The organism is Halobacillus sp. ABH2_015, from assembly GCF_056158945.1.
In genome coordinates this window covers 959,938-982,691 of the sequence record NZ_JBSWUG010000002.1, presented here as the reverse complement: position 1 = coordinate 982,691, position 22,754 = coordinate 959,938, and the positions used below count along the sequence as shown (strand labels likewise).

19 protein-coding genes are annotated in these 22,754 nt (G+C 48.8%); 4 read left to right on the top strand and 15 right to left on the bottom strand.

Annotated elements, in window-relative coordinates; genetic code table 11:
- The first annotated feature begins 60 nt into the window (after positions 1–60).
- On the top strand, positions 61–654 hold the full coding sequence (locus ACXAD6_RS05060; RefSeq protein ID WP_474967910.1) for a TetR/AcrR family transcriptional regulator: 594 nt from the start codon (positions 61–63) through the stop codon (positions 652–654).
- Between the two features lie 40 nt (positions 655–694).
- Here the strand turns inward: ACXAD6_RS05060 and ACXAD6_RS05055 are convergent, their stop codons facing one another.
- On the bottom strand, positions 695–1,120 hold the full coding sequence (locus ACXAD6_RS05055) for an OsmC family protein (RefSeq protein WP_027953588.1): 426 nt from the start codon (positions 1,118–1,120) through the stop codon (positions 695–697).
- A 782-nt stretch (positions 1,121–1,902) separates the two neighbouring features.
- On the opposite strand from ACXAD6_RS05055, the gene ACXAD6_RS05050 reads away from it, so the two are divergent.
- The gene (locus tag ACXAD6_RS05050) at positions 1,903–2,226 is read left to right on the top strand and encodes a nucleoside triphosphate pyrophosphohydrolase (protein ID WP_474967909.1); all 324 of its coding nucleotides are present in this window, start codon (positions 1,903–1,905) and stop codon (positions 2,224–2,226) included.
- Positions 2,227–2,442: 216 nt separating this feature from the next.
- Entirely contained in the window at positions 2,443–3,528 is a 1,086-nt protein-coding gene (gene rlmN, locus ACXAD6_RS05045) for a dual-specificity RNA methyltransferase RlmN (protein ID WP_027953586.1), read from the top strand.
- Positions 3,529–3,566: 38 nt separating this feature from the next.
- Here rlmN and ACXAD6_RS05040 read toward each other — a convergent pair whose 3' ends face one another.
- Positions 3,567–6,728: a bifunctional cytochrome P450/NADPH--P450 reductase gene (locus tag ACXAD6_RS05040; RefSeq protein ID WP_474967908.1), complete on the bottom strand. Its 3,162-nt coding sequence runs from the start codon at positions 6,726–6,728 to the stop codon at positions 3,567–3,569.
- Between the two features lie 68 nt (positions 6,729–6,796).
- Positions 6,797–7,372: a TetR/AcrR family transcriptional regulator gene (locus ACXAD6_RS05035; protein WP_027953584.1), complete on the bottom strand. Its 576-nt coding sequence runs from the start codon at positions 7,370–7,372 to the stop codon at positions 6,797–6,799.
- A 260-nt stretch (positions 7,373–7,632) separates the two neighbouring features.
- On the opposite strand from ACXAD6_RS05035, the gene ACXAD6_RS05030 reads away from it, so the two are divergent.
- Positions 7,633–8,061, top strand: coding sequence for an excalibur calcium-binding domain-containing protein (locus ACXAD6_RS05030; protein WP_474967907.1), 429 nt, complete (start codon positions 7,633–7,635; stop codon positions 8,059–8,061).
- Between the two features lie 99 nt (positions 8,062–8,160).
- Here the strand turns inward: ACXAD6_RS05030 and ACXAD6_RS05025 are convergent, their stop codons facing one another.
- From ACXAD6_RS05025 to ACXAD6_RS04970, 12 genes are all read right to left on the bottom strand, one after another.
- Positions 8,161–8,418, bottom strand: coding sequence for a phage holin family protein (locus tag ACXAD6_RS05025; RefSeq protein ID WP_027953582.1), 258 nt, complete (start codon positions 8,416–8,418; stop codon positions 8,161–8,163).
- A gap of 78 nt (positions 8,419–8,496) precedes the next feature.
- The gene (locus ACXAD6_RS05020; protein WP_474967906.1) at positions 8,497–9,486 is read right to left on the bottom strand and encodes an NADPH:quinone reductase; all 990 of its coding nucleotides are present in this window, start codon (positions 9,484–9,486) and stop codon (positions 8,497–8,499) included.
- Between the two features lie 124 nt (positions 9,487–9,610).
- Positions 9,611–10,747 (bottom strand): alanine dehydrogenase, encoded by a 1,137-nt coding sequence (ald, locus tag ACXAD6_RS05015; RefSeq protein ID WP_474967905.1) that lies wholly within the window; start codon positions 10,745–10,747, stop codon positions 9,611–9,613.
- 22 nt (positions 10,748–10,769) lie between these two features.
- A complete protein-coding gene (locus tag ACXAD6_RS05010; RefSeq protein ID WP_474967904.1) occupies positions 10,770–12,110 on the bottom strand; it encodes an aminotransferase in 1,341 nt (446 codons plus the stop codon).
- A 135-nt stretch (positions 12,111–12,245) separates the two neighbouring features.
- Positions 12,246–13,838, bottom strand: a complete 1,593-nt coding sequence (locus tag ACXAD6_RS05005; protein WP_474967903.1) for a PucR family transcriptional regulator — start codon at positions 13,836–13,838, stop codon at positions 12,246–12,248.
- A gap of 250 nt (positions 13,839–14,088) precedes the next feature.
- On the bottom strand, positions 14,089–14,325 hold the full coding sequence (locus ACXAD6_RS05000) for a hypothetical protein (RefSeq protein ID WP_474967902.1): 237 nt from the start codon (positions 14,323–14,325) through the stop codon (positions 14,089–14,091).
- Between the two features lie 12 nt (positions 14,326–14,337).
- Complete coding sequence (locus ACXAD6_RS04995) at positions 14,338–15,831, bottom strand: NCS1 family transporter (RefSeq protein WP_474967901.1); 1,494 nt, start codon at positions 15,829–15,831, stop codon at positions 14,338–14,340.
- Between the two features lie 85 nt (positions 15,832–15,916).
- A complete protein-coding gene (gene hydA, locus ACXAD6_RS04990) occupies positions 15,917–17,332 on the bottom strand; it encodes a dihydropyrimidinase (protein ID WP_474967900.1) in 1,416 nt (471 codons plus the stop codon).
- 18 nt (positions 17,333–17,350) lie between these two features.
- Positions 17,351–18,637 (bottom strand): NAD-dependent dihydropyrimidine dehydrogenase subunit PreA, encoded by a 1,287-nt coding sequence (gene preA / locus ACXAD6_RS04985; RefSeq protein WP_474967899.1) that lies wholly within the window; start codon positions 18,635–18,637, stop codon positions 17,351–17,353.
- Between the two features lie 28 nt (positions 18,638–18,665).
- Positions 18,666–20,039, bottom strand: coding sequence for an NAD(P)-dependent oxidoreductase (locus tag ACXAD6_RS04980; protein ID WP_474967898.1), 1,374 nt, complete (start codon positions 20,037–20,039; stop codon positions 18,666–18,668).
- A gap of 109 nt (positions 20,040–20,148) precedes the next feature.
- On the bottom strand, positions 20,149–21,039 hold the full coding sequence (locus ACXAD6_RS04975) for a nitrilase-related carbon-nitrogen hydrolase (RefSeq protein WP_474967897.1): 891 nt from the start codon (positions 21,037–21,039) through the stop codon (positions 20,149–20,151).
- A gap of 182 nt (positions 21,040–21,221) precedes the next feature.
- Complete coding sequence (locus ACXAD6_RS04970; protein ID WP_474967896.1) at positions 21,222–22,694, bottom strand: CoA-acylating methylmalonate-semialdehyde dehydrogenase; 1,473 nt, start codon at positions 22,692–22,694, stop codon at positions 21,222–21,224.
- Between the last annotated feature and the right edge of the window lie 60 nt (positions 22,695–22,754).

Below are 22,754 nucleotides of genomic sequence, written 5' to 3'. Positions count from 1 at the left end.
AATATTTTCATGTCCTGCCTTCTTCTTGTATAATAGATGGTTAGTATAGGAGGTAAGCTTATGGCTAAGAAAGCAGAGCAGCGACGACAACAGATTTTGAAGGCCGCTTTTGAAGCAGTGGCTGCCAAAGGCTATGATTCTGTTACGCTACAGGATATCGCGGATTATGCGGAAGTGAGTAAAGGCGTGACCAATTATTACTTTAAAAATAAAGTGGATGTCTTTTCCCACTTGTTGGAGTGGATTACAACACGCATCTATGAAAAAGAAGCCGCTTCTATTGAACGAAAAGAAACAGCATTGGAAAAACTCGAAGCTTATATAGATCAGGTGTTTGTCAGTCCTGAAGAAAATAAAACGTTTTACAGCGTCTACCTCGATTATCTGTCTCAAATGAAGCACCAGGAACGCTACAGGCAGATCAACCAGCAATTTTATGAAAACTGCTGGTCCATCGGACGTGAAATCATTACGCAGGGACTGGAAGAAGGCGTCTTTCACGTCGAGGATGTCGAACAGTCCGCCATCAGTATCCGCAGTATGATTGACGGAACCCTTATCCAATGGCTGATGAGTCAGGATGATGCCAAGCACGCGAGTTATAAGTTCCATTGTCATCAGTCCGTCCTCCGCCTACTGAAGGCGTCCTCATAGAAAAACCTCTCAGGAAGCTGTCCTGAGAGGTTTTTCCATTTTATAATTCCTTCGTACCTTTGACGCCATTGATCGAATAGCTTGCCGTCAATTCCGCACTGATGGAGTGGGAAACTGAGCAGTATTTATCTTTGGACAATTGAATCGCGCGGACGACTTTTTCCTCAGGAAGGTCGCCTTTCAAATCATAATGGATGTGCATGCTCGTAAATTTACGTGGGTGTTCATCGGCTCTGTCACCACTGACATCCATATGGAAATCTTCAATTGGAAGACGCATTTTCTTTAAGATGGAAATGATATCAATACCCGTGCAGCCAGCGACTGCGTTCATTAATAATTCGGTCGGTCTGGCACCGCCGTTCTTCCCGCCGGAGTCCTCTCCAGCATCCATGTCGACCGTGTGGCCGGAGGGAGTATCTCCTGAGAACGCCATATCTCCATTCCATTGAACTTTAAATTCCATCAGCTTCATCTCCTTTAATAAGAAGGGGTTTGTTTTATCATGCACTTTCTGATTCCCCTTATACAACCCGGGGTTTATTCAGAAACACCTTCTACTCTACCACAGCTTTTCTAAAAACGTGTGTCTCCTGCTCAGCCCTTTCTTTATAAAGAAGAGACTCTGTTATTGCTTGGTGTTGTTATGTAACATGTGAGCTCAGATCACCCCTTTCTGTCATGGGATTTGTAGGAGGCGGCCTTGGGAATGACTCCCTTTCCGTGGGGTACCGTGAGCCTCCTCAGGCTGCGCCTTCCGGGGTCTCACGATGTACCTTCATCCCACAGGAGTCCCGCCATTCCAAGGCCGCCTCTTCAAAGAAGGGGAGTTAGAAAGGACATAACCGAAGTCCGTTACACCACTACGAAAGGGATGGCAGGGAAAACAGGTAGACTCCTGCGGGAAAAAGGAACAAGGGGAGACCCCGGAGAACGAAGTTCGAGGAGGCTCATCGTTCCCCGCGGAAAGCGGACGGTTTTCCCTGCCATCCCATGCTCTGAGTAAATAACGGACCGGACCCCTAATTCCAGACGGAGACGATTTAGTAATCGTTTAAAATATCAACAACAGACTTTAACAGAGCTTATATAGAAGAAAACCGTCCTGACATCACAATCATTCAAACCCTTCCAGAGCCATCATTGGGGCCTCTGATTCCTTTATGGTCATAACAAAAGAAGCGCCGGTTGTTTCTCTGTCCAGAAAAAAAGGTATGGACAGGTATAGGTGAAAGGAGAGTGGAAGACGTGGAAAAGAAAAACAGACTCGTCCGCGATCATACCCCTCAGGAACTGAAGGGTTCAGGAAAAACGATTCGAACGAGGCAGCTGGCCGATCAAGAATATAAGGAAACATTGAAAAAGAAGCTTCTCGAAGTCGTCGATGACTATGCCCACGCAAAAGAAAACCGTAAATCCCTCACGAAACTTGCAGACATGATGGAGGTCATTCATGAATTAACCTATTCACATGGAGCGACCATCGAAGAAATCGAACATATCCGTCAGCACCGCCGCACGGAAAAAGGCGGATTTAAAAACCGCACCCTCCTGATCGACGTAGACGAATAAACACGAGCGGTCCTTTTCTTCCAACCCTGCAATCCAGACGTTCGGTTAACAGAAGAGAATAAACCGATGCTCATGAATGTCCGCAGAAAAGCTGTGGCGTGTACACCTGAAGAAGCCGGGATTTTTGCAAAATTATAACATTGGCTTGGATGTTGTCCTTCCTGTTAAAATCGCTTATGATGGAAATAGTGATTTTTTTTAAAGAGGAGCGTATATATGAAACAATCCATTTACGGATTGACGTTTGAACAGCTGACCAGCTGGCTTGAGGAGCATGGGGAAAAGAAGTTCCGTTCCAAGCAGGTGTGGGACTGGCTGTACCAAAAGCGTGTAACAGAATTCTCGCAGATGAAAAACGTCAACCAGTCCTGTATCGACCTTTTGGCTGAGCATTTTACGATCGAAACTTTGACCGAGGAAATAAAACAGGAGTCTCAGGACGGTACAATTAAATTCCTATTCAAACTGGATGATGGAAACGTTATTGAAACCGTATTGATGCGGTTCAACTACGGCCTATCCGTCTGTGTAACGACACAAGTCGGCTGTAACATCGGCTGTTCGTTCTGCGCCAGTGGTATTCTTCGTAAAAGCCGTGACCTGACAAGCGGAGAGATTGTGGAGCAGATTATGCAGGTCCAGCATCATCTTGATAAGCAGGGTAAAGATGAGCGCGTCAGCCACATCGTAGTCATGGGAATCGGAGAACCGTTTGATAACTATGACAACCTGATGGATTTCCTGAACGTCGTGAATGATAAAAAAGGACTTTCCATCGGTGCCCGCCATATTACGGTATCCACCAGTGGAATCGCACCAAAAATGTACGAGTTTGCGGATGAAGGCATTCAAGTCAACCTTGCCTTATCCATTCATGCACCGAACAATGAGCTGCGCACACAGATTATGAAAATCAACCGGGCCTATCCGCTTGAAAAGCTGATGCCGGCCATTGATTACTATCTGGAGAAAACCAACCGCAGAATTACGTTCGAATATATTCTGCTTCGTGATGTGAACGATCATAAAAAAGAAGCCGAAGAACTTGCCGCTCTGTTGAAGGATAAGCGTCACTTGTCCTATGTCAACTTAATCCCCTACAACCCGGTCGCCGACCACCCTTACGAGCGAAGTGAAAAGGAAGCTATTCTGACGTTCTATCAGACATTGATGGACCGCGGGATCAAATGCGGGGTTCGTACGGAACACGGAACAGATATCGATGCGGCCTGCGGTCAGCTACGCAGTAAGCAGATTGAAAAAGAAAAAGCACGTAAAAAGAAACAGATGCAGACAAACTAAAAAGGATGAGGCTTTCCAGCCTCATCCTTTTTTTATTTTCAGGCTCCCGCCCATACATCTTTAGCCAGTCTGCCCTCTTTCTCGAGTTGATCGATCCAGTCAGCTGCAGCCTTTTCATCTGCGCCTTTGACTTCCTGAAAGCTGTTCTTCAGGGTTTCCAGTACTTCAGGAGCCATACGGCTTCCATCCCCACAAATATAGAGATGGGCGCCCTGTTCCAACAGGGGAATCAGCTTGTCCTTATCCTCATCCATGACGTGCTGAACATACCTCTTCGGCAGTTCTTCACAGCGGGAAAAAGCGGTGTTTAACGTAATCAAATTCAGTGCTTCCGCTTCCTTCAGCTCGTCTTCATAAAGGAAGTCCTGCTTCGGATGGCGGCACCCAAAGTAAACATGGGCTTCTCCCAGTTCTTTTCCTTCCTTCTGCAGGTGTGTTCTCTGCTGAATGAACCCTCGGAAAGGAGCAATTCCTGTTCCAGGTCCGACCATAATGACTGGAGTCCGGCTGTCCTCTGGAAGGTGGAAAGCTGTTTCCGGCGTCCGGATAAAGCAGGCGATCTTATCAGCAGTGTCAAGGGAAGCCAGGTAATTGGACGCCACACCTTTGTACTCTCCTTTACCACTCCAGGCTGCTCCCTTCACGACACTGACAGTCAAGCTTACGCGCTCTTTCCCTGCCGTCGGTGAGCTTGAAATGGAATAATAGCGCACCCGAAGCGGTGGGAGAAGAGCCAGGAACTGCTCAAATTCCATGAGGCAGGAATCATATTCCTCCAACAGTTCGAGCATCGTCCGTCGCTTGGCAAGGATTTCTTTTTTATAGGCCTCTCCTTCTGTCAGGCGCTCGAGTTCCTGTTTATGAGGAGGACACGGATTACTTGCCGCAAGGGCACGCAGCTGGGCCCGAGTCGCCGGTTCCTGAAGTTCAACGTACGAAGATAACAATTCTCTAAGCTGGACCGGCTGACCTGATGGCAGATGCTTCGCTTTTCCTGCCCCTTCCTTCAGAACGACAAAGGCTTCTTTTTTCAGTGAAAAACGGTCCACTACTCTGTCCACGAGGTCTTCATGGTTCTCTGGGACAACACCGATGTGGTCTCCTTCTTGATACACAGTCCCTTCTGGAAGCAGAAGTTCCACGTGTCTTGTACTCCGGGCCCCAGCCTGGTGAAGCTCACGGTTCTCCAATACTTCCGCCGTAAATGCCCCGTAAGACTGACCAACCGGCGTATAACTCGTCCCGCTCACATAGTCCATAGCAATAGAACTGGACTGCTCGGACGTCTCTTTCACTTCCAATTCATAGAAGGAAGCGAGTTCATTCCAAAGGGTTTCCTGCCACATTTCCAAATCACCGTCAAAATCTTCACTGGCATCTCCTTCTCCGCGGGAAAGAAGACGTCCTGCACCTTTGGCTTTCATTTCTTCGTCGATCCGCTGAGGGATCCGCTGATACGTAGCCGCCCAGTTTCGATCCCCACAGCCAAAGACCGCATACGTGACACCGGACAAATCTTCTGATTCAAGTGTTGGAATCCATTCCATGAACTGACGGGCATTATCAGGCGGGTGGCCGTTATAAGAAGCGGAGATAAATAACACGGCCCCGTCCTTCGGAACGGCACCCACATAGTCATCCAATGGTGCTGTAACGGTTTTGAATCCAAGAGAAGTTCCTTTTTCGGCGATTTCCCGTGCTGTTCCCTCTGCAGTTCCAAGGTTTGATCCATACAGGATATACAAAGGAGTGCCATGCGCATTTGAGACCATTTCCGGATCCTCCACCTGGGACTTCGGAGCTTCCTCTGCCGGCTTTGGGAAGATGGACGCCTCTTTTCTGGCCTTCACTTGCAATGTTAGTCCGTCAGGCTTCAGTGTCAGTGTTTCTTTTACATCGAGTTCATAATTTGTATTATCCACAAGATCAAAATGCTGAAGCACCATGCCGAGGACAAGGACAGCTTCATGAAGGGCGAACTGTTGACCGATGCAGGCTCTCTGTCCGTTTCCGAACGGCTTGAAAGCATCGGCCGGCACCGCCGATGGATCTTCAAAACGCTCCGGTCGGAAGGCTTCTACATCTTCCCCCCACGCCGCTTTATCCCTATGCAGCTCAGGAATCAGCAGGGTGAAGGCATCCCCTTTTTCCACTTCATATTGACCGCCAAGTGTTGTATCTTCCTTGGCGTAGACAGAAAATGCGGGCGCGGTGGGCCAGAGACGAAGCGCTTCATTCAGTACCATTCGTACATATTTCAGCTGTTTCACCTGTTTAAAGGATGGCGTATCCTGACCAAGCACTTCATCTACTTCCGCCTGAGCTTTCTTCCTTTTCTCAGGGTGCTTCATTAAAAAGTAGAGGGCAAACGACAAAAGCCCGCTCGTCGTTTCGTGTCCGGCGATGAGGAACGTAATGATCTGGAAACGGATGTTTTCATCGGAAAGACCCTCACCTGTTTCAGGATCCACCCCTTTGAGCATATGGGATAGAAGATCATCTTCTCCCTGATCACCTGCCTCTTTCCGCTCAGCAATTAAACCGTCTACCAGCTGGAACATATAATCAATATCTTCTTTATACTGGCGTTTCGACCGGATCATCAGCTTATCCTGAATGCCGAGACGCTGGGACTGGCTCATCGATTCATCCAGAGCGCGGACCATTTTCTCCACGAACGGATGCATATCTTCCCTGTAGAAACTGTTGAATCGGAAGTTGAATCCACACAGGCCGATGGTATCAAGCGTCAGTCTCGTCATATCATCAGGAACTTGAACCGCTTCCCCTGCATTCAGCCGTGACCACTTCTGTACCAGCTGAACAGCGATGTCGACCATTTTATCGTGGTAACCTTTCATGGCCTGCTGACTGAAGCTCGGAAGGAGGATGTTATGCGCTTTTTTCCAGTTGGGCTCGCCGGTTCCACTCGTAAACAATCCATCCCCGCCAAAAGCCCTCACTTTTTGCAGGGCAGGACCCACATGCTTGTCGAACCGGTTTTCGTCAAGGATCTCATCCGCTAAAGACGCACTGGAGATAAATGTGCTCACTCTTCCTGGAAATTGAAACTGAAAAATGGACCCGTACTCCTCCGCCATACTCATGAACGACTGGATGGGTTTGTCTTTATTCAGCAATGGCAGGTTTCCAAGCGGCCCGTATTCCTTCGGTCGTGGTATTGTATTTGTTTTATTCACAATGATTCACCTCTTGTTAAAATTACGGAATGAACATTCATTCCGTTTTGTGTGAAAGAAATGCCCCATCAATGATGATGACGCACAGCATCCCAGCAGCTTTCTTCAACTCCATGAAGTAAATCCCGGCTGGCTTCCAACTCTTCGGATCTAATCAATTGTTCAAGTTCTAAAAAGCCGCCGAAAATAATAGCAATCAAAGCGAGCGACGGCAGCTGGCGGATTTCTCCCCGCTCTTTTCCCTTGTCCAGAAAATCCCGGAGAATCTTCCAAAGACAGCTGAACTGTTTCCGGCTGGACTCATTCAGGAAATAAGCCCCGTTGTGCGTCTTAATAAAATAAAGCGCATGTTCGTGCTCATTTGTGAATTGGACCATCCGTTGAAACAAATGATGAAACTGCTCCCTGCTCGAGCTTTCTTGAGGATATTCCTCCTCCAGCATTCCTTTGAATGCCTGGACATAATGCTGGAAAAGCGTATTCACAAGAACTTCCTTGTTCTCAAAATAACGGTAAATCGTTCCTGCGCCTACACGGGCATCCCCGGCAATCATCGGAATCGTCGTAGCATCGAAGCCGCGTTCAGCAAACAATTTCAAGGCGCTGTCTAAAATATCTTCTCTCTTCGTTCTGTTTGTGGGCATCGGTGTTTCTCTCCTTAACCAAGGAATGAATTCTCATTCCTATTAAAATCTTAGTATAGTTTATCATACCCCTCAATCAATCAAAGGACTCATATCTGGTAACTTTATCTAATTCACGTCCAATTTTTTCATTAGTGTAAAGATTCATTTACAATATTGTTAAATAATGGTTTACCCCTGCGTTTTTTGAGGAATGACCTCTATATAGAGAGAAAAAAATTACAGGGAGATGGTGAATCTATCTAAAAGGGGTTTTTCTATTGAAAAAGCTGCTTGCAGGTCTGTTTGCCATAGGTTTGATTTTCAGTAGTTTTGGAGCCGTAAGTGCCGATAATCATGACGGTGATAAAGACTGCCCTGATTTTGCTTCTGAAGAAGAAGCAAAAGAATACTGGGATGAAAAAGGCTACTCCGCCGAAAATGATCCAGAGCGTTTAGATGGAGACGGTGATGGTGTTCCATGTGAGGACTCCGATTATAGTTCCTCCGACAGTTCAGTGGAATCTTCCGATGACATGTCCTCCGGAGATGAGGATGCAGCCGAAGAAGAAGAAGAAACGATGTCCAGTGAAGAGGAAGGCGGGGAACTGCCTGACACTTCAGCACCGTACGCTACATATGCGTTGTTGGGGATGACTCTTTCTGTACTTGGTGGAACCGCTTTAGTCGTGCGCCGCAGGGAACAATAAAACGAATGACACCCTCTCCCCTCATGCAGACAGGCTCTCCTGCCTGTCTTTTTTATGCCGTAAAAAGAAGCAGACGCGCTCCTGCGTCTGCTTCTATCCTTATTTCTGAGCCGTGTCCTTTTCTTTCTTTTCCAGAAAGTATTTAATTCCTGCCACAGTACCAATACCGAGCAGTGCATACTTCAGCCCTGTAATGACAGCATCAGGATTCAGACCATTTTCCCAAAGCGAAAAACCGATACCGAGAAGGACGGCAATTATCGGAATAAATCGATTGGACACCCGGCGGGTCTGACGGATGGCGTACAAAACGACGGCCAGACCAATATAGGGGGTGAAATCCATCATGATTTCCATCGTGCATGTCTCCTTCAAGTGAAATGGGGCTTCCTGTTATCAGCCTATTCACGAAGAACCAGAGGTAGACATGACCCGTTAATCTTCTATGTTGACGATGACACAGCCGTAACCTTCTCCACTGTCAATAACCGCATTGGCTTCTGCAATGTCTTCCAACGGGTAGATTTTATCAATACGGTGGAGAAGCAGATCGGACCGCAGTGCTTCATCAATATCCTCAATGGCCTCCTGCTTCGCTTCTTCCGGCATGTCATAAACGATGATCATACGGATCGTTAAGTTCATGAACATCATACGCTTGAACGGAAGAACAGGCTCCGGGACGATCGTTGAGGAATATGTGGCAATTACACCTCCGACTCGGATGATGTCCAGCACGCTCTCCAGATTCGCTCCAAATTCCACATCAATGACACGGTCCACTTTCCGGCCTCCGGTAAAGTCCAGCACCTGTTCAACCATATCATCAGACGTATGATTGACAATAAAATCCGCTCCTGCTTCACGGCAGTAGTGGCTGGATTCTTCATTACTCGCCGTCGTAATGACGACCGCGCCGGCAAGCTTGGCCCATTGGATCGCATAGTAGCCGACACGACCGGCTCCACCCGTAATGAACAGGACTTCTCCTTCTACCGGTCCATCAGCAAAAACGCTGCGGTGGGCGGTCATGACAGGAATACCGAGGCAGGCCCCTGTTTCAAAGCTGACCTCTTCCGGCAGTTTTACAGCTCTCCGGCTTTCCACCGCACAATATTCCGCTGCTGTTCCATACTGTCGTTGAAACTGGGCCTGGTACACCCATACTCGTTCCCCGATTCTCGCGTGGGAGACGCCTGGTCCGACAGCTTCGATTACACCCGCCCCGTCACTGTTAGGGATGACTGGTCCACCATCCAGTAAGTTTTGAAAAGAACCTTGTCGTTTTTTTGTATCAGAAGGATTCACTCCTGAAGTTTTCATTCGTATCAATACTTCTCCATGTCCGGGTTCAGGAGCAGCGTACTCCCCTGTCTGCAGCACCTCTTCCGGTGCACCGAATGCTTCAAACCATGCTGCTTTCATACAAATAACCTCCTTGATTTTCTCCCCTTACTATACCCTGGATGCTGAAATACAAAAAGCCTGCAGAAAGCAAAAAGGCTGTCGAGATCATCTCGACAACCAGATAGAACCAAGATTTTGGTGCTTATTTAGGCAGGGTCGTTTTACCGTCCAGGACTTTCTGGACGTCTGTAAAATCCATTTGATGAGCTTCGGCTACCTGCTTATAAGTAACAAGGCCATTGACAACGTTCAGGCCTTTACGTAGAGCCGGACTGTCCAGACAGGCTTTCCGCCACCCTTGACCAGCGATCTGCAGAGCATACGGAATCGTCACATTTGTAAGCGCGACGGTAGAGGTCTGAGGCACAGCTCCCGGCATGTTTCCTACTGCATAATGGACGACGCCATGTTTGATATAGACGGGATCATCATGAGTGGTTACATGATCCACCGTTTCGACGATCCCCCCTTGATCGACAGCTACATCCACAAGCACGCTGCCTTTCTTCATCGTTTTCACCATCGCTTCTGTAACGAGTTTCGGCGCCTTTGCTCCCGGAATAAGGACGGCACCGATCACAAGATCGGATTCCTTTACGGCTTCGCTGATATTCAACGGATTGGAAACGAGTGTATTGATCTGCCATCCAAAAATATCATCCAGCTGCCGGAGACGCTCAGGACTTAAATCGATGATGGTGACTTCCGCTCCGAGACCGACGGCAATTTTAGCCGCATTTGTACCGACGACCCCGCCGCCGATGATGGTCACTTTTCCACGTTTCACCCCGGGCACGCCACCAAGAAGGATTCCGGTCCCCCCGAGCGGACGCTCTAAAAATTGTGCGCCTTTTTGAGCTGCCATCCTCCCTGCCACTTCACTCATCGGCGTCAAAAGCGGCAGGGAGCCGTTATCGCTCTGCACCGTTTCATAAGCGATAGCCGTCACTTTCTTATCGGCCAGCGCTTTTGTCAATTCTTCATCCGCAGCCAGGTGCAGGTAGGTAAAAAGAATGAGTCCTTCATAAAAAAACCCATACTCCTCCGCCAGCGGTTCTTTTACTTTCAAAACCATCTGCTGCCCCCAGGCTTCTGAAGCTGAACCGACAATCGTCGCACCGACCTGCTTATAATCAGTATCCGAAAAACCGGAACCTTCCCCGGCTTTTGTTTCCACAAATACCTCATGGCCCTGCTGAATCAGGGTAACGGCCCCTGCCGGTGTCATAGCGACCCGGTTTTCATTATTTTTCATTTCCTTCGGGATTCCAATACGCACGCTGAAAACCTCCTGTCATTCTCTAAAGGGTGTAGATAGCCTCGACCAGTGTATGGATCAGGAAGGTGACATCCTCCTCTTCAATCGATAACGGCGGTGCCAGTGTTAATATGTTATTGTAACCGGCTACCGTCATCCCATTCTTCCCGATAATGATGCCTTTGTCCTTACACCGGCGGATGACGGTATTGACTTTTTCCACAGCCAGCGGCTCTTTCGTTTTTTTATCGGTGACGAGCTCGATTCCAATCAGCAGCCCTCTGCCTCTGACATCTCCTACATACTTATGCCCCTGCAGACGTGTTTGCAATTCGTTTTTCAAGTGATCCCCCAGCTGTCTGGAACGTTGGAAAAGCTGTTCCCTCTCCATAATTTCAATGTTTTTCAGGGCAACGGCGCAGGAAGCAGGGCTGCCTCCAAATGTATTGATATGCCGGAAGAAGTCGTAAGTCTCCTCTCCGCAGAAGGCTTCATAGATTTCTCTTTTCACAGCGGTTGCTGACAAGGGCAGGTAGGCACTGGTCATGCCCTTGGCCATCGTGACGATATCAGGCTGCACCCCGTAATTCATAAATCCGAACGGCTGACCGGTCCGTCCAAACCCGCAGATGACTTCATCCACAATCATTAAAGCCCCGTGTTTTTCGCAGATGGACTTCACTTCCTTCATATAATTTTCCGGCGGAACGATGACGCCTCCCCCTGTGATAATCGGTTCCATAATCACTCCGGCAATGGTTTCGTTGTACTCCCATGTCATAACCTTATCGATATCCTCCGCTCCCCAGCGGTCCGCTTCACTATGCTGACTGCGGTATTCATCAGGCGGAGCTACATGAAGAAAACCTGATCCCAGCGGTTCATATTTATATTTCCGCTGCGCCTGACCTGTAGCAGAGAGAGAGCTTGTCGAGTTCCCATGATACGCGCGGTAACGGGAGATGAATTTGGACCGGTAATGATCTCCCTTCTGCTGGTGATACTGCCGTGTCATTTTGAACGCCATTTCATTCGCTTCGGACCCACTATTGGAAAAGAAGACGACATAGTCTCCCCCGAGCATGTCATTGATTTTTTCAGCCAGATTTACGGCAGGCTCGTGGCTTTCGGTCATCGGCATGTAGGACAATTCCTTCATCTGATTATAGGCGGCCTCTGCCAGTTCTTCACGGCCATATCCGATGTTCACACACCACAAACCTGACATCGCATCCAGAAAGCGACTGCCTTGCACATCCGTAATCCATGAACCTTTGGCACTTTTCGCGATCATTGTATTTTCAGGCTTGTAAGGCTTCATGGAGTGCCATACATACTTTTCGTCCTTTACGAACATATCATTCTGCACATCCGCGTTTGTCATGGAAAAACCTCCCCATTCCTGGATAATTATTTGAATTATCTTAATTATCCAACATTAAAGAACAGGTTTCATTAGACATTGTGTTAAACCGTCCTCCGAACGCTTACACATAATGACAACACGCTTGTATGGAGGTCAGGCATGGAGAGCCTGCTGGTATTCATGAGCGACAAGCGCAAATTCGATCACCTGACGTTTTTCACAGTCCATGAAGTCCGCTCCGAGCAGCATTTCCAGCTTCTCGAGCCGGTGATAAAGCGTCTGTCGAACAACAAAAACTTTGTCTGCCGTTTCTTTCTTGGAACCATTGCAGGCAAGATACACCCGTAAGGTTTCCAGAAGCTTCGTATTATGTTTTTGGTCATACTGTATAATCGGCTCTAAATATTCATCGACCAGCCCGTTGAGGTTGCTGTGTTTATGTACAAGGGAGATGAGCCGGTACATGTGCATATCATCATAAAAATATCTGTGCTGTTCAGGTGGAAGATTGCTTTGCAGCGTCAGCGTTTCCAGTGCGGTCTGGTAACTTTCACTGATCTGATCCAGGCGTCGTATATATTTTCCGACCGCAATTTGGAAAGAAGCCACCGACGGATCATTCAGCATGCTGATTTTTTTCAATCTGTCCACACCCGACTTCATGCGGATCTTCCAGTCCTCCTCCTCTTTTCGGTTCAAGAGGATGTACGTAATCAGCTGACGGCGCTGCACTGGAAAAACGTAAAACCCATTCTGATCAAAAATATTCTGCACAAGCATGTTCAAGTACGTAACATCCGGATTGGTGCGCCGTTCGTCGGCCATGTTCATTTGAATGGTCACAGCCGCAGCCCCGGATGAAGGCAGCTGAATTTTGTAGCGGGGGAGACGGCTTTCGATTTCCTCTTTGGTATGTTCTCCTTCCAGCCAGCCCATCAGCCATTCAGTTTCCTTCGCCTTTCGTTTCTCCTCTGTATACAATTCCCGGAGGAGGTACTGGGCAAGAGCCGTGGCTGTGCGGTCGAGAAGGAGCGATTCGAATTCTCCGAGCTCTCGTCTTCCACATAATAAATAAATGACAGCAAACTCCCGTTCCAGCACTTGGACAGGCTGCTGCAGCAGCCACCGTTTCCTCTGAGCGGGCGGGGCATTCAATTCAGCAAGCGCCTCCTCCCTCTCCTTATTTCTAAGCTGCGGCACCGTGACCACCGTGTGATCTTTCGTGACATAGATCAATTGGCAGTTCACATACTGCTGGAGATTCTTAAGAATATCAAAATAGTTATCAATGGACAGCAGGCGTTTATTCAGGCGCTGGGCGTAATCCTCGAGGCTGGAAATCCGTTCATACTGATGGTTGATCAAATCGGCATGGATCTCCCGGGTGATTTCAATAAAGGAAACCTCTTTCTCGAAAACGATGACAGGGAAGTCGTGCGCATCTGCAAAAGCCAGAGCATCCTCTGACAACTCCTGAATAAACGTACCGAGTTCGATGCAGATGCCGGCGACGTTCCGTTCAACCAGCTGCTGAAGCAGACCCAGCAGCAATCGGTCATCATTTTTCCATCCAAATCCTGTAGAAAGAATAAGCTCTCCACCCTTGAGGTTTTCTCTTACTTCCGTCATTTCAAAGACATGCACCCATTTCACTGATTTCGAAAGTCCAGCATGTCCCGATATGACTCTTGCCGATGAAAAATGGTCTCGTTTCAGAATGTTTTCAATAGACATGGAATCTTTCATACAACGCCCCCCTCTTTTTAACGTATACCAAAAGGCCGTGATAATCGAACATCTTGTAAGATAATCTCACATAGAGGCTGAATCATTGGATAGTAAGGGTTTGAACACACTTACATTCCCCCGTCGGTCAGAAAATCTTCCCTGATCGATTCTGTAAGCGCTGTCATTATTCTTCATAAAAAAAACCGTCTCCTTCTATTTTAACAGGAACGAATAAAAAAGACAGAAAAAAAAGCAGGGAGCCTGCCCCCTACTTCATTTCCTGTTTCTTCTGCTGTTGAAATAATATCGTTGAAAAATATTTTCTTGAATCCGGATGAAGAATATGAAGCCTCTCCACCTCAGGCTGGTCCGGATCACTGCCTTTGTACATAAACTCGAGGAAAGCTCCGCTTAAATTTTCTGTTACAGCTTTTATGACATACCCCTGTTCCAATAAAAAGTCGATTTTTTCCCTTTCTGCATGAAATTCACGATGGTCTGACATAGTATTCCTCCTTTAAACATCTGCTTTTTGTGTTAAATCCTCTGTCCCTGTTCGTTTTCCAAGCTTCTCTTCTACAAATCCTTCCCCAATGATCCAGTCTCGTCCAACTGTGATTCCCAAGTACTCATCATCACTCGGGTTCTCGATCTCAGCCTGCGGATGCTTTTTAAAATACCAGTGCTTGGCAAGCAGGTAGTAACAGAGCGCTCCGATCCCAAATCCTACGAAGAAGGACCATGTACTGAATAGATAGGCGAATACGCTGCCAATGATCCAGGAAATCATACCAGCCCAGTTCACCCCACCGTCGTAGGTATACTGACCGCCGCTCTTATACAGATCCGTGACATTCATCCGGCGTCTTCTTAGTAGATAGTAATCAGCAAAGATGATCCCGACAATCACAGATAGAATCGCCGCCGCTATTAAGAGGACGGGAATCAGCAAATTAAAAATACTCCACGGCTGTATGACCGTTCCGACAAGCCCCGCTAAGAACACCCCTGCCCAGAAAGGCAGTTTCGGGCCGCCGACGTTGGAAAAGATCGTTGCAGCCGGAACAATATTCGCACTCACGTTCGTCGACCACTGAGCCAGTACGATCATGAGAAGGAGAATCCCAAGGACAAGTCCGCTCGCTGATTCCTGCAGGGCAACGACCGGGTCAAAATTGGAAACCGCAATGTACGAGACAGCACCCAGCACAACGATAAACGTCTGGGTTAGAGGCAGACCGACGAGACTTCCGACCATGGCCCCTTTATTCCGCTTGAACCAATTCCTCTCATATTTTGGAGCTTTGATGAACCTGGATATGGAAGAAATATCCGCCGCCAGCGTCGCCCAATATCCCATATTACTGACCACAACGATGACAAAAGCCGTGAAAGCCGCCCCACCGGTCACCGGGCTTTCCACCCATGCCCAGATATCCTTGCCCTGTTCCCCTGCAGTACCTGTAAGGTTGAAGTACATCCATACCCCGATCAAAATAATGATCGGCGCGGCAAGATCCGCAAATTTTTCAACAGCCTTGATTCCAAGTGCGGTATTAAAAAGCTGGAATAAAGCAAACAGAATATAGCAAATAAACCAGTTATCAAAGCTGAATAAAATGTTTAAAATGCCGTTAATGGCTGTGGATCCGAAGTAGGTATTGATTCCAAACCACATCGATGCAGCCACACCGCGGATGACGGATGGAAAATGGGTGCCGACGATACCGAAGGGAGCCCGCATGTATACGGGAAAAGACAAGCCATGTTCGATGCCGATGTCTGCAGTCAGAGTGATGGCCAGACCGATGAGTATTGTACCGAGAAGCGTTCCGAGGACAACCCAGATGAGAGAGATGGACTGGACCCCTGCTCCACCGATGGCGAATGCAGCTAAAACGACAGCCATCCCCACCCACATAAACGTAAATCCGAGGGTGCCGATTTTCTTCTGATCATGGGGAATGGGCATAAGGTCCGGGGACATTAAATGATTATCTTTCCTGCTCATGAAGCCGTCTCCTCCTAAGTTCACCTTTAAATTTCGCTGTCCGGCAGCTGCCGGACAGCGTGTTTATTTCATTCACGAGGGCGTGTTACTTTTGGTAAAGCTTCTCCTGAGAAGACGTTTGACTGCCAAACTTGGACCGTTTCAAATAGCGGCCGCTGCCGATTTTTCCAACAAACTGCTGATCCTTAATGACAAATTCCCCACGGGAGAGGACGCTGACCGTCTGTCCGGTCACCTGCATGCCTTCAAACGGATTGTAATCCGCGGCCATGTGGCTTGTCTCAACAGAAATCGTCCGCTCCACATCCGGATCAAAGATGACGATATCCGCATCGGCCCCAACGGAAATCGTTCCTTTCTGCGGAAATAATCCGAACGTTTTCGCTATTTTGGTAGAGGTCATATCAACAAATTCATTCAAACTGATCCGGCCTTTTTTCACACCTTCCGAGAATAATATACTGACACGGTCTTCAATGATTGGACCGCCATTTGGTATTTTAGTAAAGTCCCCTTTGCCAAGGTCCTTCTGTCCCTTGAAATCGAAAGAGCATTGATCCGAACCGAGCGTCTGCAGATCGCCGGTCTTCAATGCGTTCCACAACACTTCCTGGTGGTGTTTTTCTCTAAGAGGAGGGGACCAGACGTATTTCGCCCCTTCAAAGTCCGGTTTTTCCAAGTAACTTTGATCCAGAACCAAGTACTGCGGGCACGTTTCACCTATGACGTTATAGCCTTTCTTCCTTGCTGCAGCAATGGCTGATACGGCCTGCTCACAGGTGACGTGGACGACATAAAGCTGCGAATCGGCCAGTCCGGTCAACTCTGCCGCCCGGTTGGTCGCTTCCCCTTCCACTTCCGGCGGGCGGGTCAGCGCATGATAAATAGGGTCGGTCTGTCCTGCATCAAGGGCCTTTTTCACTAGGTGATCGATGACATCCCCATTTTCGGCATGCACCATGACAAGCGCTCCCAGCTTCTTCGCTTGTTCCAGCGTTTTAAAAAGTGTGCCGTCATCGGACTGGAACACATTTTTATACGCCATAAACACTTTGAAAGAAGTGATGCCCTCGTCTTCAATGACGGTAGGAAGCTGATCCAGGACACGTTCGTTCATTTCGCTGATCATCAGGTGAAAGCTGTAGTCGATGACCGATTTATCCTGAGACTTGGCATGCCACTGATCGATGGAATTCTGGAGCGGTTTTCCTTTATCTGTTAAACAGAAATCAATGACTGTTGTCGTCCCACCATAGGCCGCAGCAATGGTTCCTGTTTCAAAATCATCCTTACTGACCGTGCCCCCGAACGGCATTTCCAGATGGGTATGCGGGTCGATCGCACCTGGGAAAATGTAGCGCCCGGAGGCATCCACGACTTCGGCCGAAGTTTCATCAAAACCTTGGCCGATCATGGCGATTTTTTCATCTTCGATCAAAAGGTCCGCCTGATACGTATCTGCTGCCGTGACAATCGTTCCATTCTTTATAATTTTTCTCATCCAATCCCTCCATGTTATTTACTTAATCAAATCTACACTGCACGATGGTGTGGCTCCAATCGCTGCCTGCCGTTCGTTCCACGTCATCGGAGGCTTCCCGTTGGCATACTCCACCATATCAATCGCCCCGTCCACCGGACAGACGATGCTGCACAAATTACATCCGACACAGTCTTCCTCGCGCACCTTCAAAATGTCCCGGCCCTTTTCATCCTTGAGCATATCAATGCACTGGTGCGACGTGTCTTCACAAGCAATATGACACTTATTACAGTTGATGCACACATCGTTGTTGATTTTGGCAACGACCTGATGGTTGAGATCAAGATTTCCCCAGTCCGAATACTTCTCGACAGACTTTCCGACAAGGTCCATGACCGAATCAAGGCCCTTGTCATCCAAATAGTTGTCCAATCCGTCGATCATATCCTCAACGATGCTGAAGCCGTGGTGCATGGCCGCTGTACACACCTGCACACCCGTCGCGCCCATCAGCATGAACTCGACCGCTTCCCGCCAGCTGGAAACGCCGCCCATGCCCGAAATCGGTACATTGATTTTCGGATGACGGGCGCACTCCGCCACCATGTTCAGGGCGATCGGTTTCACCGCCGGACCGCAGTACCCTCCGTGCGCGCCTTTGCCGGCGACGTTTGGTACCGTATCCCATGAGTCCAGGTCCACACCGGCGAGGCTGTTAATCGTATTGATCATACTGACCGCATCTGCGCCGCCATTGACGGCTGCTTCCGCTGTAAAGGTGATGTCGGTAATATTCGGAGTCAGCTTAACAATGACCGGGGTCTGCGCCACTTCCTTCGCCCAGGCGGTCTGTTTTTCCACAAGCTCAGGAACCTGGCCCGAGGCCGCCCCCATGCCGCGTTCTGCCATGCCGTGGGGACATCCGAAGTTCAGCTCAAGCCCGTCCACCCCGACATCTTCCACGCGTTTAACAATTTCGTGCCATTTTTCCTGTGTTGGTTCCACCATTAAGGAAGCGATGATGGCATGATCCGGAAATCTTTTCTTCGTTTCATAGATTTCCTTCAGGTTCACTTCAAGCGGACGGTCTGTAATCAATTCGATATTGTTAAATCCGGCCACACGCTTCCCGCCATAGGAAACAGCAGCGAACCGGGAGGACACGTTCAAGATTGGATCGCCAAGCGTTTTCCAAACAGCTCCTCCCCACCCCGCCTCGAAGGCACGCTGCACCTGGTACCCCGAGTTGGTCGGGGGAGCGGATGCGAGCCAGAAAGGGTTGGGGGATTCGATCCCTGCCAGATTTAATCGTAGGTCAGCCATAAGATTCCTCCTCGTAGTTTTTGTAAAGTTACACCGCAGCCGTAGGCGTCGGAGAGAGCTGTTTATGAATCGCCATAGCGACTTCCTTGCCCTGAAGGGCAGCCGTGACGACCATCGCCTCTCCCTGCCCTTTCGCAAAAATGACATCGCCGGCGGCAAAGACATGGGATTGGGAGGTTCTCAGTGTGACTGGATCGACTTTAACGACGCCGCCTTCATGGTCCAGACCAAACGATTCAATTAAATCGGTGTAGCGCGTCTGACCGATGGCTTTGATGACCGCATCCGCTTCTATCAGGAATTCGGATCCGGGTACGGGTTCCGGTCTTTTCCTTCCATCTTCCCCAGCAGACCCAAGCTTCATCTCCACACATTTCAAATGCGTGACGTGACCCGTTTCATTACCAAGAACTTCTACAGGCTGGGTCAGCCAGTGGAACTGTACATCATCCTGTTTTGCAAAATCGTACTCAAACTCATAGGCTGTCATTTCTCTGCTTGTCCGGCGGTAGACGATTTTCACGTCCTCCGCCCCTTTACGAGCGGCACAGGTGGCTGCGTCAATGGCTGTGTTTCCGGCTCCGATCACAATGACCTTGCGTCCAAGCAGCTCATCCGTTATCGGACCGGACTTTGTTTCTTTCACAAATTCAATCGCATCATGAACACCGGTCAGACCCTCTCCGGGGATCCCAAGCATCGGTACGTGACCCATACCGATCGTCAAGGCGATCGCATCAAACTGCTCGGACAGCTCTTCGAACGAAATATCCGCTCCAACCGCCGTATTCGTTCTGATTTTCACGTCCAGCTTTTCCACCTGGTCCACTTCCCACCGGGAAATTTCCTGCGGCAGCCGGAACGATACGATCCCGTATGTATCCAGACCACCGGCTTCCTCTGCTGCTTCAAAAATTGTGACATCATAGCCGAAACGGGCAAGTTCCCGTGCGGTAGACAAGCCGGCAGGTCCGCCGCCGATCACAGCGACACTCATCCCATTTTTCTCTCCGGGTTTGAATAACAGCTGTTCATTTTTAATGGCCCAGTCTGTGGCGAAACGCTGCAGATCACCGATTAAGATCGGTTCTGTCGAATGGTTCAGGACACAGGCCCCTTCACAAAGTTCTTCGGTCGGACAGACGCGGGCACATGTGGCACCGACAGGGTTGGAGGACATAATCGTCTTCGCTGATCCCTTCAAATTCCCGGAAGCAATTTTTTTAATGAACTTCGGAATATCGATTCCTGTCGGGCAGGCCTGAATGCAGGGCGCATCATAGCAGTACAGACAGCGGTTGGACTCCTCCATCGCCTCCTGGGCATTCAATCCATCATGGACCTCATTAAAATTCACCTGAAGATTCTCCAGTGATATCCCCTTGCTTTTCAACTGAGTCACGCTGATCCCCCTCTTTCAGTAAGATACGGATTTATAAAAAAAGCCCTGCATAGATCCTTTTCAGCCCCCGGCCCTATGCAGAACTCTCTGTTCAGATCGTGATGGGTCATTACGGGAGAAGCTCACCCATTTTTTCATACGTTTCCGGGCGTCGGTCACGGTAGAACTGCCAGGTGTCACGAACTTCACGGATGAATTTTTTGTCCATTTCCCCGAGGATGACCTCATCCTGATCCCGGCTGCCTTCTGCGACAAAGCTGCCGCGCGGGTCAACCAGGTAGGACTGGCCGTAAAACTCGCCCATATTCCATGGACCTTCGTAGCCGACACGGTTGATCGCCCCCAGGTAATAACCGTTCGCAACGGCATGGGCCGGCTGTTCCAGCTTCCATAAATATTCGGAAAGTCCGGCTACGGTAGCCGATGGATTGAAGACGACTTCTGCACCGTTCAGACCAAGGACACGGGCACCCTCAGGAAAATGGCGGTCGTAGCAGATGTAGACCCCAACCTTGGCATAGGCCGTATCAAAAACCGGGTAGCCGAGGTTGCCTGGTTTAAAGTAATATTTCTCCCAAAATCCATACCCTTTGTCCCCAACACCCACCTGCGGAATGTGATGCTTTCTATATTTGCCGAGATAGGAACCATCCGCATCAATGACCGCCGCTGTGTTGTAGTACGTGGCAATCCCTTCCCGCTCATAAATCGGAAGAACAATGACGACCGACAGTTCTTCAGCCAGATCCTGAAACAGCTTCGTCGTCGGACCGTTCGGAATTTCCTCTGCGGCGTCGTACCATTTCGGGCTCTGCTCGGAACAGAAATATGGACCATAGAAAATTTCCTGCAGGCAGATGATCTGCGCTCCTTGTTGCGCCGCTTCACGTACCAGAAGCACATGCTTTTCGATGGACTGCTGCTTGTGGACCTCTACAGGTTCACTACCATCCACATCATGTGAAGCTTGAATTAAACCGATCTGTACTTTATCTGACATAAGTGCTCCTCCTCCTACCGCTTTAATTTTATAAAATTCATAATATTTAGTTATTTAATCATACAATACAGGTTTTTGTCGGAAAATCCATTATACAAAGTGTCAAAACCTTGCTGGATCCATTGTTAAAGATGGAAACAAAGAAGGAAGAAGCGCCCCATCTGCTTCTTCCTCCATCTTCCTTAATACCAGCGCTGTGTCAGCATTTTACGTTTCGTATAAAAGTTCAAGCCATCTTTTCCATTGGCATGCAGATCCCCATAAAACGACTTTTTATTTCCGGAGAACGGGAAAAAGGCCATCGGTGCAGGTACATTCACGTTCACTCCGAGCATTCCCGCATCCATTTCTTCCCGGAACTGCTGGACTGCTTTTCCGCTGGACGTATAGATGACGGCACCGTTGGCAAATTCTGACTCATTCGCCGTTGCGATCGCTTCATCAAGAGTATTCACCCGGACGATGCTTAAGACAGGGGCAAAAATTTCATCCTTCCATATTTTCATATCCTTGGATACATGATCGAAAATGGTTGCGCCAAGGAAGTATCCGGAATCATGCTCCCGGAGCTCTACCCGGCCGTCTCTGATTAAGGCCGCGTTTTCTTTTTCTCCGGTTTCAATGTAGCTCAGCACACGCTCACGGTGAGCTTCACGGATTAATGGCCCGAGGGTTGTTTCATCATCGAGACCATTGCCTACATTCAACTGATCCGCTGCTTCTTTTATCTTTGCAGCAAGGCTGTCAGCCACATCGCCCACGGCAACAACGACAGAGCAGGCCATGCACCGCTCGCCCGCACTTCCAAAAGCGGCATTGATGATCCCTTCGACCGATTTATCCAGGTTACAGTCCGGCATAACGATGGAATGGTTTTTGGCGCCGGCCAGCGCCTGGACGCGCTTCCCATGCTGTGAAGCCGTTTTATACACATATTCCGCTACAGGCTGGGAACCTACAAAGGAGACAGCATCGACCTCTTCATGCTCAAGCAGGCCGTTGACGACATCATGCGCCCCGTTGACAAGGTTAAGCACGCCTTTCGGGAGTCCCGCTTCATGGATGAGCTCCACCAGCATTTTTGCTAAAATCGGCGTCCGTTCCGATGGCTTAAGAACAAAGGTATTCCCACATACAAGCGCAAGCGGGAACATCCAGAGCGGAACCATCATAGGGAAATTAAATGGGGTGATACCGCCGACGACCCCGACTGGATACCGGTACATCCCTGAATCGATGCCTTCAGCGATATCCGGAAGCACATCCCCCATCATGAGACTCGGAGCCCCTGCTGCAAACTCCACACACTCAATGCCGCGCTGTACTTCTCCTGTGGCATCCTTTTTCGTCTTTCCATTTTCCTGTGTCAACGCTTCAGCCAGTTGATCCCGGTTTTCAATCAGAAGCTGCTGATATTTGAACATGATTCTCGCTCGTTTCGGTACTGGAGTCTTCTTCCAGGACTGAAAAGCCTCTCTCGCTGATTGGACCGCTTGATCCACATCTTGTTTAGTTGAAATAGGGACCCTTGCAATGGTTTCTCCAGTTGCCGGGTTTGGAACTTCTTCCACCTGACCTCCTTCAGAAGGAACCCACTCGCCATGGATAAAGTTTTCAATAACCACCTGATTCGACTTCGAGAAAGTTGTCGCCATCCTGTCACCTCTTGTTTCATATATTTTTTCACTCAAGATAAGTATAAATTCTGAATTTTT

Bases quoted from the DNA above. Each gene is read 5' to 3' on its own strand.
- ACXAD6_RS05060 (WP_474967910.1), top strand. From the start codon at position 61: ATGGCTAAGAAAGCAGAGCAGCGACGACAACAGATTTTGAAGGCCGCT.
- ACXAD6_RS05055 (WP_027953588.1), bottom strand. From the start codon at position 1,120: ATGGAATTTAAAGTTCAATGGAATGGAGATATGGCGTTCTCAGGAGAT.
- rlmN (WP_027953586.1), top strand. From the start codon at position 2,443: ATGAAACAATCCATTTACGGATTGACGTTTGAACAGCTGACCAGCTGG.
- ACXAD6_RS05035 (WP_027953584.1), bottom strand. From the start codon at position 7,372: ATGCCCACAAACAGAACGAAGAGAGAAGATATTTTAGACAGCGCCTTG.
- ACXAD6_RS05025 (WP_027953582.1), bottom strand. From the start codon at position 8,418: ATGGAAATCATGATGGATTTCACCCCCTATATTGGTCTGGCCGTCGTT.
- ACXAD6_RS05020 (WP_474967906.1), bottom strand. From the start codon at position 9,486: ATGAAAGCAGCATGGTTTGAAGCATTCGGTGCACCGGAAGAGGTGCTG.
- ACXAD6_RS05010 (WP_474967904.1), bottom strand. From the start codon at position 12,110: ATGACAAACGCGGATGTGCAGAATGATATGTTCGTAAAGGACGAAAAG.
- ACXAD6_RS05005 (WP_474967903.1), bottom strand. From the start codon at position 13,838: ATGAAAGATTCCATGTCTATTGAAAACATTCTGAAACGAGACCATTTT.
- ACXAD6_RS05000 (WP_474967902.1), bottom strand. From the start codon at position 14,325: ATGTCAGACCATCGTGAATTTCATGCAGAAAGGGAAAAAATCGACTTT.
- ACXAD6_RS04995 (WP_474967901.1), bottom strand. From the start codon at position 15,831: ATGAGCAGGAAAGATAATCATTTAATGTCCCCGGACCTTATGCCCATT.
- hydA (WP_474967900.1), bottom strand. From the start codon at position 17,332: ATGAGAAAAATTATAAAGAATGGAACGATTGTCACGGCAGCAGATACG.
- preA (WP_474967899.1), bottom strand. From the start codon at position 18,637: ATGGCTGACCTACGATTAAATCTGGCAGGGATCGAATCCCCCAACCCT.
- ACXAD6_RS04975 (WP_474967897.1), bottom strand. From the start codon at position 21,039: ATGTCAGATAAAGTACAGATCGGTTTAATTCAAGCTTCACATGATGTG.
- ACXAD6_RS04970 (WP_474967896.1), bottom strand. From the start codon at position 22,694: ATGGCGACAACTTTCTCGAAGTCGAATCAGGTGGTTATTGAAAACTTT.